Origin of the sequence: Sulfidibacter corallicola (assembly GCF_017498545.1) — a bacterium.
Lineage (GTDB): Bacteria > Acidobacteriota > Holophagae > Acanthopleuribacterales > Acanthopleuribacteraceae > Sulfidibacter > Sulfidibacter corallicola.
In genome coordinates this window covers 10,870,941-10,892,215 of record NZ_CP071793.1, presented here as the reverse complement: position 1 = coordinate 10,892,215, position 21,275 = coordinate 10,870,941, and the positions used below count along the sequence as shown (strand labels likewise).

Genomic DNA, 21,275 nt, shown 5'->3' with positions numbered 1-21,275 from the left:
ACTACGAAAAAAGGGCGCTGCGCCGATGCGCAACGCCCTGTCGGGTGATGACGGAACGCTTGGGTTACGGACAAACGGTGTCTTGGGTGTTGATGTACAGGTAATCCAGGATTTCCATCAGGTTGTTCCCGTTGGGGTCGGGTCCGGTCAGGCCCCATTCGGGAAGCAGGCTGTGCAGGTCGGCCATCGTGTTGCAGCCGTCGCCGTTCGCGTCCACGTAGCGATCGTCCATCGGCACCAGTACGATGGCCCGCGCGCGGTATTCCGCCCCGCTTTGGGTGTCGCTGACCACCAGTTCCACCCAGGTCGATTCCTCGAACAGGGTGTCGAAGGTGATTTCCAGCTCGTCTTGGCCCATGGGCTGACCACTGCCGTCGATCATGTACCAGCTCCAGGTCCAACTGGGCACGTTCGGCATGATGGCCCTCAAGGTCACCGGTCGCAGGCCCTGGGCGATGGAAGCGGGCGAAATGATGGGCGGTGCGAATTCGGACTCCTCGGCGAAGGGCCCTTCGATGCGGCAAGATGCCGTGACCGTGTCGCCCGCCGTGTCGAGATTTCCGAACCAGGACGCCGCCGTGGTGAAGTTCAGCCCGTTGTCGGCCAGGTCGGCCAGGATCTGGTCCATGTGCGCTTCGAAGCGGTCGCGAATCGTGGCTTCGTCGTCGCCGTTGGTCGGCATGCTCGTTTCGAAGCTGGCCTGGTAGCGGCCGGTCCAGACCGTGAAATCCAGGATATCGACCGTGACCTCGGTTTCCAGGGTTTCTCGGATCTGGTCGGCGTTGTTCAACGGCAGGTCGGTCGGGGTTCTGCTGGTGGGCACGTCTTCGGCGAAGACCGTTTCGCCGTCGTTCAGGCCCGCGACTTGGGTGTCCAGAAAGGCGTCATAGGCCGTTTGCATGGCGCTGTCGTTGGCCATTTGGGCGTATAGCGCGTCCACCGGGCCCGGGTCGTTGGCCCGGATGCTGTTGAAGAGCTCCACCAGCAGTTCGGGGCGCTCGGCATCCATATAATTGAAGAGCAGACCGCCGTAGCGATAGAACTTCCAGCCCGTGCTGTAGGTCGCGTACACGATTTCGCTGACCGTCATGCGTTGGCTGTCGGTTCCGATGATGTCCACGTAGATGCGGCGCGGCAGAACGCCTTCGGTGCGCGTGGCACCGGCGAGGAACTCGGCCAGGCCTTCGGCGTACCAGTCCAGGCGCCCGTTCTGGTACATGGAGCCGTCGCCGAATTCGGGGACCACCACGTGGCGGCCGTCCAGGTAGTGGACATACTCGTGTCGCAGCAATTCCTCGAGGCTCAGGTAGCTGTCCTGGGGCGTACGGTCGTAGGTGAACAGGGTCGCCCAGGATTCGATGAAGATGCCGCCGTTGTCGGTGCTCAGGTTGTAGAGAAACGGCTGGAAGGTTTCGTAGTCGGCCGGACTGCCGTAGACGACCAGGGTCAGGATGGCGTTGTCGTCACCCGGGGTGGGGTCCAGGAAGGTGGTCTTGCGGAAGAACTGGGCCTCCACTTCCTGCATGGCATCGTAGAGCAGCTCTGCCTTTTCGCGCGAGATGGCGGTCTCGAAGATCAGTTTGCCGTCGTCGAACACGTAGCGATTGGGCAGGGCGAAGGCTTTGGCTTCCGCGCGCACGGTTTCCATGTCCAGTTCGGTTCCGTCGGCCAGCATGCCGTTGTAGTAGTTGTCGATGTCCTGGAGCGCGCGGAACCAGGGACCGGTGTAGCGGGTCTGGGTGTTGTAGGCGGCGCTGATCGCCTCGTGGGCGGCCGTGGCCGTGGCTTCGTCCAGCACGCTGAAGTTGCCCAGCGCGTAGATGGCGTTGTTGACGATGGACTCGGTGTTCTCGTCGTATTCGGTGTAGGTGGCGATCTCGCGGACCAGTGCCAACTGCTCGGGGGTGATGAGGTTCAGCCAGGGATTGTTGGCGCCCAGACCGTTGCCGATCGCCACCTGGCGGGACAGGGTGAAAAAGTAGTTGAAGGCCGCCGCGCGTTCGTACCAGTCCGCCGCCAAGGCCGGATTGCGATGGAACCGCTCGATCAGCACGAAAATGATGTTGGTCGCCAGGTGGGTGCCGGCGGTACTGTCGATGGTGATCGACCACTGGTAGCGCAGTTCGTTCATGGCACCGGATTCCGTGTCGAAACCGGTGGCGTTGCCCACGCCCGCCACCGATGTCGCGGCCCGCTCGGAGAGGGTGCCGCTGTAGTTCAGGTCGGTCTGGTACCACTCGTGGTAGAAGGCGATCTGCAGGAAATATAGCATTTGTTTGAGCGTGGACGCGTTGGTCACCGGATCGGTGTTCTGCTGATCCATCAAGTCCAGGACCGCCGTGATTCGGTCCCCGTCGAGAACCTGTCTCACGGTCGAGCCATAGGTCCACAACGGATAGAGGCAGCTATCGCTGGCCTCGGCGACGGCGTTGGCGAAGTCACTGCCGGATAGGGCCGCGAACTCCTCGGGGGTGCAGGGGCTGCCGCCCTTGCCGCGAGCCTGTTCGAGGTGGTGCGGCGCGGCGGGTGAGGGGAACAGCGGCCGGAGTTTCCGGGCGTCGGGTTGCTGGAGTTTGAGGGCACAGGGTGGTGCCGGTGTGGGAGAGGGCAGCGGTTGGGGACCGTCGATTTGTGAAAAAGCCAAATGAGGGAAAAGTAGAAAGACGAGCAGCAAAGTAGGGGAAGGGCTCATGTAGACGACTCCTAAGCAAAGTAGGTAGAGGCGTAATAATTAATTGATATATCAGTGGTGTTTTATTTTGCATTTCTTTTCCTTGCTTGACAATCCCTTTTTTGTTCCGCCCCGTCCCTCCACCTTTTTTCTTCCCGTCCTTCTCCCTTCCGTCGCCTCCCGCCCATCTCCTCCTTTACCCTCTCTTTACATCACTTCTGATGCGACCGCTCGCGACATCTTCCTTCCAAAATTGTTAATCCCAGTCACTTCCCTTTATCCAGCCCTGTCTCTTTGGGCCCAAATCTGTTAGGTTGTTAATAGTTTTTGAATGGTTGTCCCGCCTTTTTCCGCGCCCTTCTCTTTTTTATGGATCTCATGGCATGGATGCAGGATCTTTCGATCCCACGTTGTCGGCAGGGCGGGCGCGCCGGTTTTCCTTCAATGCCCGCGCGGCGTGCTGCCGCGTCTACGTGTCCGTCACATCCGTTCCCGGTAGGGGCTGGCCGGATGGGGCGCGTATCTGTGGATTGGATTCCGGCCTCGGTCTACATTCTTTTATGAACACTTTGGGAGGAACCATGAGCCCCATGGTTTTTGGTTTGAAGTTGCTGACGCGAACTGTTTCTCGCCGGCACTTCGTTTTATGGTCTGCATTGACCTTGATCGCGATGCCTGTATGGGCCGCTGACTCGCATTACGCTCGGGTGGACATCCATCGAATCGGGCCGGCGCGGCTGGCCCAGTTGAAACAGACGAAAGACCTGGCCTGGTGGGTGGAAATGGATGCCACGCTGGTCGTCCTGGCCGACGCCGACATCCTGGCCGACCTGGGTCGCACCCATCGGGTCGAGGTGCTGTACGACGTGCCGGTGGATCCGTCCAGTCTCTACTTTTTGAGAATGGATCATTTTCGCGAATTGGATCGCATCGACGGCTGGGTGCTGGCGCGCGGCGGCCGCTACGCCTTGTTGCAAATGAGAAGTGCCCCGCCCAAGTACCACAGTCACGGGGCCCATACCCATCGCCTGGTCTTCGAGGGTTTTCGCGCCAACGAAATCTTGGCGGCCCAGATGGAAAACCACCGGATCCCGCGCAAGCGCGGCGCCGATCCCGCCATTCAGGCCCTGGTCGATGGGGTCGACAAGCAGCGTTGGCACAACGACGTGGACACCCTGGCCGGTTTCAACCGCTATTCCTATGGAAGTGAGATTGCCCAGGCCCGCGATTGGCTCGTTTCCGAGTTTCAGAAGATCGCCGGACTCCAGGTGTCCATCGAAGAATTCCAACTGGGCGATTCGACCCTGCACAACGTCGTGGCCCGGATCGAGGGCACCACCCGTCCGAACGATTGGTACATCATCGGGGGTCATTACGACAGTACCTCCCAGAGTCCGTCCAGCGCCGCGCCCGGCGCCGAAGACAACGGGTCCGGCAGTGCCGGGGTTCTGGAGATGGCGCGGATCCTGGTGCCCGCCAGACCGCAGGGCACCGTCATTTTCATTTGTTTCTCAGGCGAGGAACAGGGATTGTGGGGGAGCCGCGACCACGTGGAGCGCCTACAGGCCGACGGCCACGCCAGTAAGATCAAGGCGATGTTGAACATGGACATGATCGGCTACACCGGGGATGCCGACCTGGACGTCCTTTTGGAAACGTCCAGCAGCGTCTCGTGGATGGTCGATATCTTTGCGGCGGCGGCCACCGACTACACGACCCTGCGGTCGGTGACCAGCTTCAATCCCTTCGGCTCCGATCACATGCCTTACCTGAACGCGGGGCTTCCGGCCCTGTTGACGATCGAAAACGATTGGGACTCCTATCCGGGCTACCACCGCACCAACGATCTTATCGACAACGTCGATTTGGACATGGGTGGCGAAACTCTCAAGATGAACGTGGCCGCCATGGCCGAAATCATCGGGATCGCGGTGGAGACGCCGCCCCAGTGGGGTGCCTACGTGGCGCATTGGAACCAGCTCGCCGGCGGCGATGTGCCGGATCAGGTGGAGGACGGCATTATCGATGTGCTGGACCTGGTCAGCTTGATCAACGGCGGGGCCTTCAACCCCTGACGCCTGCTTTTCTACCGAGGCGCGCAAGCCGAGGGTTTGCGTGCTTCGGCACTCACTTGAATTCCATGGCCACGATGGAGAGATCGTCTTCCAGAGTCGCCGATTCCGTCCAGCTAATCAGCTCGCGGTGGATCGTTTCCAGGGTTTCCCGCATCGAACATTGCCGCTTGGCCGACAGAATCTCGTGCAGGCGCTCGAAGCCGAACGATTTGCGGTTGGCGTCCCGGCAGTCGGTGATGCCGTCCGAATGGATGAAGATGCGGTCGCCAGGTGCCACGTCGAGCTCGATCGCGAAATAGGTGGCCTTCGGCAACAGGCCGATCGGGTATCCGCCCTCGCCGATCGCCTTCAGCTCGCCGTCGCTCTTGAGCAAGATCAGCGAAGGATGGCCGGCCTGAACGAATTGGACGCGGTTCTTCTCGGTGTCGATGACGCCGTAGATCATGGTGAAGTACTGCGTTCCGGTTTTGGGGCCCATGAACATGCGGTTCAGGCTCGCGGCCAGCTCGGCCGGATCCTGGAAATTCAGGAGGCGTGTCTTGACCTCCCCGCTCGACTCGGTCGGCGCCTTGCGTGCCCGCAAGGTGAGCGGATTCATGACCTTGCTGATGGTGACCGACTGCATGGCGGCCGGTACGCCGTGTCCGGCCACGTCCAGCAGGAAGAAGGCGATCTTGGTGTCGCTCAGTTCGAAGTAATTGAACATGTCGCCGGCCACGTATTCGCAGGGCACGAACAGCGACTCGAAGTGGACACCGCCCAGATGCTCCACGTCCAGTGGCAACATGGCTTGCTGCAGCTTGCCCGCGGCTTCCAGGTGGGCGCGAATCGTGGCGCCCGCCTGCTCCAATTCGAGGTTTTTCTTGCGCAGGGCCTGGATGGCCGTTTCCTTCTGGCGCTCGAACTGAATCATGCGCATGCCGGCGCGGATACGCACGTGCAGTTCCTCTTTCTTGAAGGGCTTGACGATGAAATCGTCGGCACCGGCCTCGATGCCCTCCACCAATTCGTGGCGCTCGGCCTTGCCGGTCAACAGGATGATGTAGATGTAGCGCGAGAAGGCACGCGAACGAATGGCGCGGCACAGCTCCAGGCCGTCCATCTCCGGCATCATCCAGTCGGTGATCATCAACTGAATACCTTCGCGCTCCAGGACTTCGAGCGCATCGACGCCGTTCTCGGCCGAGACGACGTCCAGGTCCCAGCGTCGCAACCGCCGTTCGAGCAGTTCGCGCATATCCTGGTCGTCGTCAACGATTAGGATTCCCTTGGGCTCTTGCGTCATCGAGCTCCTCATCGGCGTGGTCACGGTTCGTCACAGATGAACGAAGGAACCTGCGACATCTTCGAAGGAAGGCCAATTCGGTGATCGCAAACCAGTCTCGACCCCTGCTTCTCGGCGCTGACGGGGAAAGGACGAGGGGAAGGGATCGGACCTTCGTCGCGTCTCGGCCGAATCCCCAAGCGCGGTAAGCGAAACCTCGGGGATCGGGATCCGATCCTACGATCCTAGACGAAACAAGTTGAGATCTTGGTCTATCATAGTGAAAAAAGGCGACTTTTGCGAATGAAAATTTTGGTGGAAATCGGTGTCGGGTTGGCAAAAGGCGCGCAACGACGAAAGTGTCGGCTTCCCCGCGTGGCGCGCACCCCCTTCAGGAGACCCGATCGTCGGGTTTCTGCTCAGCGATAACCGCGCGCCTGGAGTTGGAACAGATAGGCGTACGTGCCCTGTTCGGCCATCAAGGATTCGTGATCGCCCAGCTCCACGATTCGGCCCGCTTCCAGCACGGCGATGGTGTCGGCCATGCGTACCGTCGAGAAGCGATGACTGATCAGGATCGCCATCCGATTGGTGGTCATTTCGTGAAAGTGCTGGAAAATCCGGGCTTCTGCCGCGGCATCCATGGCCGCCGTGGGCTCGTCGAGAACCAGGATGTCGGCGTCCTCGCGCATGAAGGCCCGGGCCAGCGCCACTTTTTGCCACTGACCGCCCGATAGCTCGCGGCCGTTCTCGAACCATCGGCCCAGTTGGGTATCGAAGCGATCGGGCAGCCGTTCGACCATGTCGTGCGCCATCCCCCGTTCGGCGGCGACGGACCAGCGGTCGCGATCCTCGAAGGCGCGCACGTCGCCGCTGCCGATGTTTTCACCGATCGACATCTGGTACCGGGCGAAATCCTGGAAGATCACGCCGATTCGGTTGCGCAACACGTCGCGGTCCCATTCCCGAATGTCGCGCCCGTCCAGCAGGATGCGTCCCGATTCGGGTTCGTAGAGGCGCGTCAGCAACTTGATGATGGTCGTCTTGCCGCTTCCGTTTTCGCCCACGAGGGCCAATTTGCGGCCGGGCTCCAGGTGAAACGAAATGTTCTGGATGGCCGGCTCGCCGGAACCGGGGTAGGTAAAGGTCACGTTTTCGAAGCGAACGCCATCCCCGGGTCGGGAACCCGTGGTCTCGATGCCGGTCCTCGCCTGCGACGGGTATTCCAGGAACTCGTAGAGATTCGAGAGGTACAGGTTGTCCTCGTACATTTGGCCGATGGCCGACATGGCGGCGCTGAACGCCGATTGGCCCTGCTTGAAGATCAACAGGTACATGGTCATGTCGCCCAGGCTGATCACACCGGTCGCCGCCTCCCAGGCGATCCATGCATAGGCGCCGTAAAAGGCCAGCGTGCTCAACAGCCCCAGGCCGTAACCCCAGAATCCACGCTTGAGGGTCAGGTTGCGATCCTCGCGATACAGACTCTCGAAAATGTGTTTGTATCGATCCAACAGCAGGGGCCCCAGATCGTAGAGTTGCACTTCCTTGGCGTAATCCTCGCGGGCCAACACCATTTCGAGGTAGGCCCGCCGCCGTGTCTCCGGGGCCCGCCAGCGAAACAGGCGGAAGGCCTCGCCGGAGAATTTGGTCTCGGCGATGAACGCCGGAATCCCGGCCGCGAACAGGACCAGCACCGCCAGGGGCGAGAATTGGATCAACAGGCCGCCGTAGGTGATCAGCGAAATGCCGTTCTGGATCAGGGAGAAGGTGCGGGTCACCAGGCTCAGCGGGCGGCTCGAGGCGTCGCGACGGGCACGCGTCATGGAGTCGTAGAACTCGCTGTCCTCGAACTGGGCCAGCTCCAGGGTCAGCGCCTTTTCCAGGATCATCACGTTCACTTTTTGGCCCAGCAGTGCCCGCAGCAGGGATTGGCACATCTCGATCCCGCGTTGGGCGCCGGCCAGCAAGGCCACGATCAATCCCTCCAGGGCCACCCAGCCCAGGAGACGCTGCAACTCGGTTTCGCTGCCGTTCTGGATCGCCAGCACCACGCTGTCCACGATCAGTTTGCCCACGTAGGCGACCGCCGCGGGCAGGATGCCCGCGGTCAGGGTCAATAGGCCCAGGGTGATCGTCAGCCCGCGACTGGTTTGCCAGACCAGGGCCAGGGCGCGGCCACTGTACTGATAGACCCCGAAAAACTGACGACGATCACCCGGCGGGGGCTTCGCGTCGCCGCCCGCGCGGTGCTTGGATTGATGGAAAACCATGTCGGGACGTTAGCGCTTCAGGAAGGTTGTGACGGTTTTGACGAACTTTTCGGTTTCCTCCACCTGGCAGAAATGGCCGCTTCGTTCGAACACCACGAATTCGGCGTTGGGCATGCGTTTGGCCATGTCCCCGATGCGCTTCGGCGGCAACAGGTCATGGGCGCCGGCCAACACGAGCGAAGGCACGTCGATTTTGGGCAGCAACGGCTCGGCGTTGAAGGCGGGACCGTCCGCGGTCAGGTTGTAGGACAGGTGGGCCCAACTGAAATCCGCACCATCGAACAATTTTTTCAGGTGCCCGTTGCCCGCCTCGCGATCGGCGAACAGGTAGGGGAACCAGACTCGCATGATGAAATCCTTGGTCCGCGCGTTCTTGGCCGTTTCGCTGGCCTTACCCTGGGCCATCTCCTGGGTGAAGGTACCGAACTGGGTCGTCAATTCCGGGTACTGTTCCACGAATTTGGCCATGTCCTCTTCCCGGTTGCGGTCGAGTCCCGAAATGAAGATTGCCTTGTCGATGACCTGCGGGTGCTCGGCCGCGTAGACCAGCAGGTTCATGGCGCCGTTGGACCAGCCCAAGAAGACCGCCTTTTCCAGGCCCAAATGGCGGCGCAGGGCTTCCAAGTCGCCGCGAACGGTCGCCATCGAGTGATCCTCCGGTTTGTGGATCGGACCCGAGGAGCCCATGCCGCGCGTATCGAAATACACCAGCGTCAGGTGTTTCTCCAGCGGACGGAACAGCTCCCGCAATCCTTGGTGGGTGATGCCCCAGGCATTGGTCATCACCATGCACACCGGGCCCTTGCCGTAGATGGCGTAATGGGTGGTGACATCGTCGTGTTCGAAGGAGAATGTCCCGTTTTGCAAGGTACCGCCTTTGGGGTGGAGAGACGCGCCGTCGGTTTTGGCGTGGCTCTTCGAGGGAGCCGACATGAGGATCAGAAGGCCGAGGCCGAACAAAGCGATTTGCTTCATGGTTTCTTCCTTTAAATATAATCGAGAGATCGTTCGAGCACGCGAACCGGGCCGGAAGGACGGGGCCAGGCGATTCTGGGGAGCGGTCGCCGATGGATCGGGGCGGGAGCCCGAACCCTTGGCCGAACCGACTTCCGCCGATCGCCTCGTGGTGACCGATTGCCGCGAGGTGCCGGATTCGAATTCGGTTGGGTTCGTCCTGGATTCGATCCCCGGCATTTTAACCCGAATGGGGACCACCGTGCCGTGAGGAGTTGTCGAAGCGGATCTCCCACCACATCAAATTTTCATATCCTTCCATCGTTTGGCCGATGACCTATTCTAGGAATGACCCAGGCCGAAGTCATTTGGAGAGACAATGTGTTGCAGCACTCCCATCGTGTGCGAATCGCGATGGATTCGATCAGGATTCTCACTGCCGTTCTTGATCTTCAACTATCTGTGACCAAAATATTTATGCTGTGTGGCTCGAATTCGGCCAACCACGATTGAGGATCGGCGACGATGATTGACATGGATGGACTTATCGAGGAATTTTCCGGGCTCACCAATAACGAGGCCTTTCTGCGGGCCTTTACGGATCGCGTTTTGTTGCTCAATCCCGATCCCGATTTCGAGGATCCCTTTTTGGGCAATACCCAGCGGCGCGACTTTCTGCCGCATCTCGTCGACATGGTGTCCTCCCTGCGGGAAGACGGCCCCACCCGTCGCATTTTCGATTTGGGCGCGGGCAAGGGCGAGATCGTCGACCTGGTTCTCGATGAACGGGCACCCATGGGTACGCGTGTTTCCATCGAGGAGCCCAACCCCAATTTGATGCAGCGCTACGTTCATCGCATCGAACGGTCCCAGCGGTTGCAGCTCGGAGAGGTGTTTCCCGGCGACGTACAGAGCATGTACCACCTCGATTTGCCGGCCGAGCAGGATTTGGTTTTGGCGATCCACATGGTCTACCACCTCACCGACTGGCGTTGTGCCAGCGCCGACCCGGCCGAGGACCTGCGCACCATGGTCGGCTTTTCCTATGGGCTGCTCCGTCCGGGGGGCCGGCTCTTTTTGGTCTACGCCGATCAGACGCGCGCACTCGCGGGCTTGGTCGGCCTGTATTTCTATCGAACGCGTTGGGCCAAGGACCCTTCGCTCGCTCGCGACCTGGCCCGCATCTATCGTGCGCGGAACTCGTTGTTGGCCGATGGCGGGATCGTGCCCGAATTGGCGATTCAGTATCCCGATCGGCCGGCCGAAATCGAGGTCCACCGCCTGCCCTCGATGTTTTACGGCAAGACCTTGGCCGATTTGGCGGCGATGTCCCTGGTCGGCGAGTTGATCGGCGCCGATGACGAACCCTTCGAGTTGGACAAGTTGGTCGCGGCCGGTGAGTTCCTCAGTCGCCACGGCGCCGAGGTGGGCCTGCGGCGGGACGACGAACCGGGCCCGCGCCAGGGGATGTGGTGCGCGGATCAGCCCCAGGTGGTGGTGATCATCACGCGAACTCGCTGATCCACCAAAAGCGTGTCCACCAAAAACTGTCCACTAAAAACACGAAAAAACACGAAAACGAAACTTCGGGCCCCGCGTTCCAGATTTTTTGAATGACCGATGGTACTGGGGGAACCCATCCACGGAACTGTATTGATTCGTGTCAATTCGTGTGATCCGTGGACAAAATGGTCCCGTCACGAGAAACCCCCGAGTGTTTCTCCCTTTTTTAGAGCGATTTAGACTTTGCAGTCCCCGTTTGTCGGGATGGGGAACCGCCTTTTGGGCTCCCGTCTAACTCGAGGATTCGTGTGGTTCCTGTGATTCCTGGACCCTTCTCGAATGCAGTGCCCTCCCGGGTTCGTGGACCCCGCATGCCCGGCGTTCAACGAAATTTCGCGAAGCGGTCTTTTTTTAATTTTTTGTTGGCCCCTTTTTTCGCGTTTTGCCGCCTTAGTGCCTGGAACGGGTTGGAAATCACCTCGACATGCTCGACAGCTCCCATCGTTCCGTTCGGCCCCGCACTCAGCCGAACGGTGCGGACGCTCCTCGCTCCCGTGAAGCCCGGGACGGAGCCGAAAGCACCATCGAACGATCCGGAGCTGCTTGGATGTTCCAGCACCGAACTCCGTGGAACGGTACTAAACCACAAGCCGGGAATATTTATTCACCGCCTGCGCTATGCGGCGACCGGCTTGTGTTTTTTTTGTCCCCTGTTAATATGCAATATTCGATTTGAGAAAATCACAAAAAAATCGAAACCTGACAAAAACGATCATCACTAACCAAGCGAAAGACGACGACAAAGCAAGAAACTGAGAAAAACCTTGAACGAAGAGCCGTCGTCGTCTCGTGCTACCTCATGCGCGAAACGTATCTCACGATTTGGATCACCATCGCTTATTGTCTATGGGCAATCGATAATGATGTATAGGCTTGGCATGTGTCTCGTATCATATAGGACTTCTATACTACACACGTGAGTGGTGGAACGCTGTTACTCGACGAAGCGACGACCATTCACCTCACCACCGCGTTACGGTTCCTTCAACGGATCGGGTGCCGAACCCATCCTCCGGCAGTGCTTATAGGCAGGCCGTCCCGATAGGGGACGGATGTCCGGGGGAGTCACAATCGTGTGCCCGGATTCGCCGTGACCGGATTATAACGAGAAACCCCGTTATCGAGCGGTGATCCGTAGGCGTGTGCCGCGATATGTCACACACTATGAGATCACCTTGAAGAACACTATCTTTAGGAGCATTTCGAATGAGAACCGTATCAACGATGGAACGCCGTTTGACCCAGATGATTTACCTATGTGCCCTGCTTTGCCTGTTCAGTGCACAAAGCCTCGTGGCCGCTGTCGTGCCCATGGATCGCGAAGAAGTGATTCAGCGTTCGGAGGCCATCTTCGTGGCGACCGTCGCCAAGAAGAACGTGCGCTGGAACGATCAAGGGAACATGATTGTCACGGACTATGTGTTCACGTCTTCCGATGTCCTTTTCGGCAATATCAAGGGTGAAGTCACCCTGACCTTCGCCGGCGGGCAGTTGGCGGAAGAGGGACAATCCGTTTCCGAGGTGCCCGAGTATTTCGTCGGAGAACGCGTCCTGTTGATGGTTGAAGACACCCGCAATCCGCTGCTGAGCCCGGTCACGGGCATGTATCAGGGCAGCTATGTGGCATCTCAAATCGAAGAGAACGGTGCCGCCTTGGTGCTCGACGGCGAGGGCCACCTGGTCGTCGAAAAAGGCGAGAAGGTCCCGTTCGACGCCTTCGTCGAGCGGGTGCGTCGCGAGATCCCCGAGGCCAAGGCCAAGCCGCTGCCCCGCCGCGAAGTCCCCGCGGACTTGGAGCACCTGGTGTTGCGTGACCTGCCGGTCCAGGCCTACGATCCCGATTCGGTCTATGAACTGACCCCCGATGCCCGCGACGCCGATCACCCCGCATCTGCCGAAGACCTGGCCGGTCCCTTGAGCCTCGGCGCCCGTCGCATCAACGGCGTCGACAGCCAGATGGGCCTCGACCAGCACGGCCGTCAGGCGGATCTGCCAACGCACGAGTGGTCCTACTCTCACCGCGCCAAGAACGTGCCCATCGTGTTCAACCCGCTGCCCTCCGGTGGCCTGATCGGTTCTCACGACCAATACCAAATGTCTTACTGGAACACCTACGCCGACATCTTCCGCGTCATGAGTTCCACCGGTTCCTGGGCATGGAAAAACAACCGTTACGACATCGCCGGTTTCGTGAACAACGCGACCATGATCAGCCAGTTCGGTTCCGGCTGGGGTTCCTCCACGCTCGCCGTCTGCTGGTTGCGCTGGGATTCTTCCGGTTTCAGCATCGAGGCCGACATCGCCATGAACCCCGCCTTCAGTTGGACCGTGAACGACTACGACACCTATAGCAACAGCAGCCTCTACAACGCCGACCGCACCCTGCTCCACGAAATCGGTCACGCCTGGGGTCTCAACCACCAGTTCAACGCCTTGTCGGTCATGAACTACGCACCGCACAAATACCGCGCCTACACCGTTCTTTCCGGTGACGACACCATGGCCGTCCGCGCCGCCTTCAGCAGCAAGTCCGTATCCCGCACCGACCTGGGCGTGGCCCTTTACTACGCCAACGGCTACCAGAACTACAGTGACTCCACCTTGAGCGCCACCTTCGTGCCCAAGGGTTCCACCGTCACCATCAGCAACTTCATGCTGGAAAACGTGGGCACCACCACCATCTCCTCGCCGCAGGTACGGTGGTACCTCGTACCCAACATCAACTCCTGGGGCAGTGCGCGCTACGTGGGCGCCACCACCCACTCGTCGCTCAGCAGCAACAGCTACTGGTTGACCTCACGGACCCTGACCATTCCCGCCTCCACGCCGACCGGTTGGTACTACATCGGCGCCTGGATCGGCATGAGCTCCGACAGCGTCGGCAACAACAACTCTAGCTGGTGCGGCCGTCGCATCTACGTTTACTGAAGCCCCCCTCACGTGCGGCGTCGCGCCAACGGCGCCGCACCCTTTTTTCCACGAAGCACTCCTTGGCTCTACCTCGAAGAAGCCCTTCGTACCGCCCCCCGAACCCTCGGGGGGCTTTTTTTGTCCACGAAAAACACGAAAAAACACGAACAGGATACGCCAGGCATTGCCTGCCCAGTGAAGAGATCGCTTATTCGATGGGTGTCAGGAGTCTGATCTGTTGTTTCTCAGTAGGTAACCTCTGAAAACCAGGAAGTTACTCCCGAGTTCGCAGGGGAGATTTTTCGTGGCTTTTCGTGTTCATAGAAGTGATTGTGCGTGCCTGTCCCCGCTATGTCCCCAACACCGACTCGAAGCCATGCCGGGTTGAAGGTCGGAACAGGGAGCATGGTTTTCGTGTTTTTTCGTGTTTTTAGTGGACAATTTAGGGGAAAAAGCGCGGTGCTGGGATTAGAATCAATCATCCACGCCCTGAAAACCTGCTCTCCCCGCGAGTGACGCCATGAAACTTTCGAGCTTCAAGTTGATCGATGCCGATCCTTCGTCCACGCCCACCGTGACCGGTCCCAAGCGGCCCTATCCCACGACCACGCTCGATCGCGCCATGGCCGACCAGGCGCGTCGAACGCCCCGCGCGGTGGCGGTTCGATGCGGCAAAAAGGTATGCACCTACGCCGACGCGGATCACAACGCCGATCGCCTGGCCGCGCTGTTGGGACGATTGGGTCTGGAACGGGGAGATCGCATCGGCGTGCTCTACGACCGAACCCTCGATCTCCCCGCCTGGCTGATCGGCATCGCCCGAGCCGGCTGTGTGTGGGTCCCTTTGGAACCGAATCTTCCCGAACCCCGCCTGGCCCACATGCTGCGCGATTCGGGCGCGCGGGCGCTGGTCTTCTCCGCCCGCCACACCCACCTCGCCAATCGGTTCCATTGGTCGTGCACCGAGCTTCGCCATTTGATCTGTCCCGAAGTGGACCGGGTACGTCTCCTCCCCGATCCACCCAGCGAGTTGGCCAAACGCGAGTTGTGGGAATTCATCGGTGCCCGCGCCGAGGACGACATTCAGGGTGGCGGCTGGACCAGCAGCTTCACCGGTGAACCCTTTTCCAAAGAAGAAATGCGCGAATACGCCGACAACGCCCACGCCAAAGTGGCGGCCCTGCTCACGCCGAACACACGCGTCCTGGAAATCGGCTGCGCTTCCGGCATTACCATGCTGCGGCTGGCGCCCGAGGTGGGCAGTTACCTGGGCATCGATTTCTCGGCCCCCATTCTCAAAAAAACCGGGGAGATGGTGCAACGAAAAAGATGGGACCACGTGCAGCTCGAATGTCTCGCCGCCGAGGAGATCGACCGGCTGGCGGACCGCGGTCCCTTCGACCTGATCGTCATCAACAGCGTCGTGCAGAGCTTTGCGGGCCTCAACACCTTTTATGCGGTGCTCGAAAAGGCCATGGCCCTGCTCACGTCAGGCGGACACGTCTTCATCGGCGATGTGATGGATCTCGATCGCAAAGAAGCCCTGGAACGCGATCTGTGTGCGGCCCAGCGAGCGGCCGGGCCGGATGCGACCATCAAGACCGATTGGTCCCAGGAACTGTTTCTCAGCCGCACGTGCCTGGAACATTTGCCCCACCTGTTCCCCGAAATCGCCCAGGTCACCTGCACCGAGAAGCGGGGCGACCTGCGCAACGAATTGACCGACTACCGTTTCGATGCGCTCCTGCGACTGGATCGGGAGACTGCCGGCGGGGCGGGGGAGGGATCTCCTCTCAAATGCCTGTGGGAACGCCGTCACCTTCTGGAGCACGATGCGGTGGGACCCTTCTGTAGCATCGACGGCTCGGCGACCCACGAGGATCCCTGTTACCTGATCTACACTTCGGGCACCACGGGACGCCAGAAGGGCGTACCCATCAGCCATCGCAACCTCATGAATTACCTGGCTTGGGCCGTGGAAACCTATTTCGACAAGCGACCGCGCGACATGGCGCTCTGCACCTCCATCGGATTCGACTTGACCATCACCTCGCTGTTCGCCCCGCTTCTGTGCGGCGGTGCCGTGGCGGTGTTTCCGGAGCGCGACCCGGGCCAGGTGCTGACGGCCGTATTCACCGAGCGGCCGGTGCCCCATTTCGTCAAGCTCACGCCCTCCCACGTGAGCCTGTTGGCCGATCTGGCCTTGCCCGCGGTGGCCGTGGAGGGATTGATCCTGGGCGGCGAGGCCCTCACACCGGCACACGTCACCTGCCTGCGCGGGTTGAACCCCGCGATGCGCATTTTCAACGAATACGGGCCCACCGAAACCACGGTCGGGTGCACCATGGCCGAGATCGGCCTGGAACCGAGGGCCCTCGAAGGCGGCTCCTTGAGTATCGGCCTTCCGATCGCCAACACCGAGGTGCTGGTGTTGGACCTGTTCGGCAATCCCGTACCGCGGGGCGTCGCGGGCGAACTGTGCATCGCCGGCGATGGGGTGGCTCGCGGGTACTGGAACGATGCCGGCAAAACCGAGGAGAAGTTCGTGCCGCATCCGCTGGCCTCCGGCCGGTGCATGTACCGCACTGGCGATCGGGCCAGGTGGTGCGACGACGGCGATCTGGTGTATCTGGGCCGGTTGGACCGACAGGTCAAGATTCGCGGGAACCGCATTGAACTGGATGAGATCGGGGCCGTGTTGCGCGAGCTGGGCCGGGTCGAGGACGCCGTGGTCCTGCTCAAATTCGATTGCGCCGGCGAGCCGCGTCTGTGCGCCTATGTGGTGGGCTCGGGCTCCCTTGACCCCGCCGACCTGCGCCGGCAATTGTCCACCCGTCTGCTGGACGTCATGGTGCCCGAACGGTTCGTCCAGGTGGACCGATTCCCTCTGAACGCCAACGGGAAAGTCGAGTTCGGCGCGTTGCCCGAACCGGTTTTTACCACCGACGGCGAGGCGACGCGGGTGGCCCCGCGGTTCCCGCTCGAACGACGGCTTCACGACATTTGGGTCGACATCCTGGGGTTCCGGGATTTTGGCGTCACCGACGATTTCTTCACCATCGGCGGGCACAGCCTGCGTGCGACGCGGCTGGTGGCCCGGCTGCGCGCCTGCTTCGAGCGACCGGTGGATCTCGCCGTGGTGTTCGAGAACCCGACCATCGCCACCCAGGCCGCGCGCATCGCCGAATTGGCGCGTGACCGCTTCTCGCAAATCCCCCGTGCGGCGCCGCGCGCCGGCTGGCCCGAAAACCACTGGCCGCTGTCGCCCGGGCAGCGGCGCCTCTGGGTGCTGTGCGCCTTGGAACGGGAGTCGGTGGCCTACAACATGCCCATGGTGCTGCGGCTGCAAGGCTCCTTGAACGAGGGAGCGCTCCAATCCGCCTTCGCGGACCTCGCCGAACGGCACGAGAGCCTGCGGACGCGGTTCGTCGCCCTCCATGGCGAACCCTGGCAGATCGTCGAGCCCTCGGTCGAGGTGCCCATCCGGTGGACCGATCTTCGCGAGGCCGAGCGGCCCGAAGACGCCGCGCGCGAGCTTCTCGCCGACGACGCGGAGACTGCCTTCGACCTCACCTGCGCACCGCTGTTGCGCGTGCACGTCGTCCGTCTCGGCGATGCGGACCATCTACTCTTCGTCAACCAGCACCATATCGTGGGTGACGGCTGGTCCACCGGCATTCTGGCTCGCGATTTCGGTCAATACTATCGCCACCACCACGCGGGTTTGGCGTCGGATCTTCCGGCGTTACCCATGCAGTACCGCGATTATGCGGTCTGGTTGGGAGAGCGACCGGACCTGTGGCGGGACCTGCGCGCCTATTGGCACCGCAAACTCGAAGGCCCGCTACCGCGACTGGATCTTCCGCTGGATTTCCCGCGCCCCGGCGTCGCCTCGTTTCGAGGTGCGACCGCCCACATCCAGCTTTCCAGACCCTTGCTGGCCGCCCTGGAAGGCTTTGCCCGCGCGCAAGGCGGCAGTCTGTTCGCGCTCCTGGTTGCGGCCGTCAAGCTGGTGTTGGGTCGGATGGCCGATCAACGCGACCTGATCGTGGGTTCGCCGGTGGCGGGGCGACCCCACCCGAATCTGGAAGATCAGGTCGGTTTTTTTGCCAACACCCTGGTCTTGCGGGACTCGTTGGACCCCGACCTCACGCTGGAGGCCTGGTTCGCCCGCGTGGCGCAGACCGTTCGCGAGGCCCTGGTTCACCAAATGATGCCGCTGGACCAGTTGATCGACGAGCTCGACCTGGCCCGGGAACCGGGGCGCCAACCGCTGTTCGACGTGATGGTGGTCCTTCAGGACAGCGACGGTGGCCGGCTCGACCTCGGCGAGCTGGCGATGGATGCGTTCCCGATCCCACGACGCACCGCCAAGTTCGATCTGCTGTTCAATTTCGCCGCGGTCGAGTCGGGCTTGATGCTGGAGCTGGAGTACGGCGCCGACCTGTTCCTGCCGTCTCGTATCGAGGATCTGCTCCAACAGGTGGAGGCTGTGTTGGCGCAATGGCCGCGTTCGGGCAAGCGCCGCATCCGAAACCTGGCCATGGTTCCGGATGCGCGGGCCCGCGCATGGACCGCGCGCGGCACGGGGCATCCGGCGCGGATCGAGGCCAACATCGTGGCGCGTTTCGAGGAACAGGCCCGGTGGAATCCGACCAGAACCGCATGGGTGGAGCCCACGGCGTCCTGGACCTACGCCGGGCTCGCCCGCGAAGTCGAGATGTTGGCCACCTGGCTACGCGATCACCGAGACGTCCGGGTGGGTCAGGTCGTGGCGGTGCGATTGCCGCGAACCGCTACCCTGCCGCTCTACCTGCTGGCCATATTGAAAGCCGGCGCCGTCTACTTCTACCTCGATCCCCAGATGCCCGAACGCCGCCAAGAACAATTGCTTCGCACTGCGGATCCGGCGCTGGTCCTGACGGACCCGGATGATACGCTCGCGCCGCAAACCAACTGGGTCGACGTGGGTCGAACACCCTGGCTGGAGGAGCAGGTCGTCCCTCGCGGCCTGCCCGTACCCGATCCGTCGGCGCCCGCCTATCTGGTGTTCACCTCCGGGTCGACCGGCGAGCCGAAGGCCGTGTGGGGAACCCATCGCTGCCTGGCCAACCTGTCCCATTGGTCGATCCGCACCTTGGGCCCGGGCCTGACCTGGGCCCAGTACGCTTCGCCCAGTTTCGATGTCTCGGTCCAGGAGATGCTGGCGGCCCTGGTCGGCGGCGGCACCCTGGTCGCGCTGTCGGACCGCGATCGCCTGGAACTCGCAACCCTGTGCCGGCGATTGAAGGTCCAGCGCATCGCCGTGCTCGCCATGCCCTATTCCGCCTTGCGGTTGTTCCTCGAGGGAGCCGGCGACGCCTTTCTGCCGGAGCTGCGCCACTTGATCACGTCGGGCGAGCAACCGCGCATGGATGCCGATCTGTGCGCCTTTCTCGCGCGGCACCCCAACCTGGCGTTCCACAACCAGTACGGCCCCTCGGAAACCCACGTGGTTTCCGCTTGGACCCTTGCGCCAGGTGACTCGACCGACGAGGCGCTGCCGCCTCTGGGCGAGCCCTTGCCCGGTTGCGGCATGTGGATCGTCGATCGATTCGGCGCGCTCTGCCCGCGAGGCGTTTCCGGCGAGCTGGTGCTGGCGGGGGACCACCTGGCCCTGGGTTACCTGAATCGACCGGGCCTGACCGCCGATCGCTTTCGACCACACCCCTTCCGGGAGGGTGAGCGCGCCTACCACACCGGCGATCGCTGCATGCTCGACTTCGACGATCGCTTTCGGTTTCTGGGTCGCATGGACGATCAGGTCAAAATTCGCGGCTACCGCGTCGAGCCCGGCGAAGTGGAGGCCGTCCTGGCTCGGGCCACCGGCACGACCCAGGTGGCCGTGGTCACGGTCGACCGCGACACCCGACCGCGGCTGGTGGCCTTCGTCGCCGGTGAATCGGATCGGGAACGTGCATTGCGGGAAGGTCTTGCGCGCGAACTACCCGATTACCTGTTGCCCGACCGAATTTGGTGTGAGCCCTCGCTGCCCCGCCTGGCTACCGGCAAACTCGATCGATGTGCGCTCACGGCGTTGGCGACCGAACGTCTGGTGTCGGTACCGGAAACGGGGAATGCCGAAGGGGGCGATGCGCCTGCGATCGACAGCCCGCTGGTCGAAGCCTTGGCCGCCATTTGGCGCGAAGTCTTGCGGGTCGAGCCCGTCGCGCCCGACGCCGATTTCTTCGCGCTGGGCGGGACGAGCCTGCTGGCGGTCAAGGTCGTCGCCCGAATCAGGGCCCAACTGGGTCTGGAAGTACCCTTGATGTTGGTGTTCCAAGCACCGACCGTCCGTGCGCTCGCCGCGGGCCTGGAAACCCTGACGCGTTACCGCACCCTGATCGGCGCAGAGCGGGTGTTGACCTTCGGCGAATCGGATGCGGCGCCGTTGTTCGCGTTGCCGCCGGTCCTGGGGTTTGGCGCCGTCTACGCCGGATTGGCGGAGGCGATGCCCGGGCGCGTGGTGCACGCCTTCGACTACATCGAGGAGGAGGACCGCCTGGAGCGCTACGCGGTGCAGATGACACGGCTGCAACCCTCGGGGCCGGTTCGCCTGCTGGGCTTTTCCGCGGGTGGTTTTCTGGCCTATGCGTTGGCCGCGCACCTGGAGAAACGAGGGCGGGACGTGGCGGATTTGATCCTGCTGGACTGTCGCCGCCCCGACCGGGAGCTGCACGACGACCCCAATGCGCTGCGCCGCCGGATCGAGGCCGATGTGGCCGATCACTTGGCGCTTTGCCGTGAGGATGCACAAGTGGCCGAGCTGATGCGCGACGCCTTCATCCGCGACACGGTGGTGCATCGCCTGCGGGGGTATCTGCGGTTTTACTACCATCGCGTGCCGCGCGAGCCGTTGGCCGCCCGAATCACCTTCATCGCCGCCGAGGACCTGCCCGAGGGCGACGGCGCCCTGGCGCTGTGGCGCGACCTGGCGGGAGCTGGCCTGCGCGTCGTCGACGGCGCGGGACCGCACTCCATGATGCTGGCCCCGCCGCACCTGTCGGAGAACGCCCGGATCGTGGAAGCCCTGCTCGATTCCCCAACGAAGTGATGTCGCCACGCAGTGCCCGCGTCCCAGGAGAGACGTGATGCCGCTATCCTCAAAGTGATTTCTCTTCGCAGTGCCAGCATCCCGAGAGAGGCGTTAAGCCTGTAGGTTGAGCTGCCAGCTCAACTAATCGAAGTAACTCAAGCAACGGGAGTGGATTGCGCCAAAGAGCGAAGCGAAGCCCTTTCCAGAACCATAAATCGAAGGAAAGAACCAAGTAACGCTTGCAGGCGAACCGAATGCGTTGCAACTACCCTCCCATCAAAGTCGACCGGCACGACGATTCTCTCGTGACATGGGAGTCACGTGCGATGGTGGAGAAAAGGCCAACGAAAGGGCTCAGCTCACAAGATAGTACGTTTATTTTCAGCTTGTTGCTTCGATTGCCCGAGCTGATGGCTCCTCCTACAGGCGCGGCATTTTTCGTGAATTCGCGGGCACCCCTTGCATGGATCATTTCGAAGTGTTCATCGGG

9 protein-coding genes are annotated in these 21,275 nt (G+C 61.7%); 4 read left to right on the top strand and 5 right to left on the bottom strand.

Features of this window, described 5'->3' with window-relative positions; all coding sequences use genetic code 11:
• Positions 1-64: 64 nt before the first annotated feature.
• A complete protein-coding gene (locus tag J3U87_RS32315) occupies positions 65-2,692 on the bottom strand; it encodes a collagenase (RefSeq protein WP_237379937.1) in 2,628 nt (875 codons plus the stop codon).
• Positions 2,693-3,252: 560 nt separating this feature from the next.
• Here J3U87_RS32315 and J3U87_RS32310 point away from each other — a divergent pair.
• Positions 3,253-4,746 (top strand): M28 family metallopeptidase, encoded by a 1,494-nt coding sequence (locus tag J3U87_RS32310; RefSeq protein ID WP_237379936.1) that lies wholly within the window; start codon positions 3,253-3,255, stop codon positions 4,744-4,746.
• Between the two features lie 52 nt (positions 4,747-4,798).
• Here the strand turns inward: J3U87_RS32310 and J3U87_RS32305 are convergent, their stop codons facing one another.
• The 3 genes from J3U87_RS32305 to J3U87_RS32295 all read right to left on the bottom strand — a co-directional run bounded on the left by J3U87_RS32305 (position 4,799) and on the right by J3U87_RS32295 (position 9,258).
• Positions 4,799-6,031 carry a PP2C family protein-serine/threonine phosphatase gene (locus J3U87_RS32305; protein ID WP_237379935.1) on the bottom strand — a complete coding sequence of 411 codons (1,233 nt, stop codon included), beginning with the start codon at positions 6,029-6,031 and terminating at the stop codon, positions 4,799-4,801.
• A 398-nt stretch (positions 6,032-6,429) separates the two neighbouring features.
• Entirely contained in the window at positions 6,430-8,283 is a 1,854-nt protein-coding gene (locus J3U87_RS32300; protein WP_237379934.1) for an ABC transporter ATP-binding protein, read from the bottom strand.
• A gap of 9 nt (positions 8,284-8,292) precedes the next feature.
• Positions 8,293-9,258: an alpha/beta fold hydrolase gene (locus J3U87_RS32295; protein WP_237379933.1), complete on the bottom strand. Its 966-nt coding sequence runs from the start codon at positions 9,256-9,258 to the stop codon at positions 8,293-8,295.
• Positions 9,259-9,762: 504 nt separating this feature from the next.
• Between J3U87_RS32295 and J3U87_RS32290 the strand changes: the two genes are divergently transcribed.
• Positions 9,763-10,758, top strand: a complete 996-nt coding sequence (locus tag J3U87_RS32290) for a class I SAM-dependent methyltransferase (RefSeq protein ID WP_237379932.1) — start codon at positions 9,763-9,765, stop codon at positions 10,756-10,758.
• A gap of 364 nt (positions 10,759-11,122) precedes the next feature.
• Here J3U87_RS32290 and J3U87_RS32285 read toward each other — a convergent pair whose 3' ends face one another.
• Entirely contained in the window at positions 11,123-11,359 is a 237-nt protein-coding gene (locus tag J3U87_RS32285; protein WP_237379931.1) for a hypothetical protein, read from the bottom strand.
• A gap of 647 nt (positions 11,360-12,006) precedes the next feature.
• On the opposite strand from J3U87_RS32285, the gene J3U87_RS32280 reads away from it, so the two are divergent.
• Entirely contained in the window at positions 12,007-13,728 is a 1,722-nt protein-coding gene (locus tag J3U87_RS32280) for a matrixin family metalloprotease (RefSeq protein ID WP_237379930.1), read from the top strand.
• A 502-nt stretch (positions 13,729-14,230) separates the two neighbouring features.
• Positions 14,231-20,803, top strand: coding sequence for a non-ribosomal peptide synthetase (locus tag J3U87_RS32275; protein ID WP_237379929.1), 6,573 nt, complete (start codon positions 14,231-14,233; stop codon positions 20,801-20,803).
• Positions 20,804-21,275 lie beyond the last annotated feature (472 nt).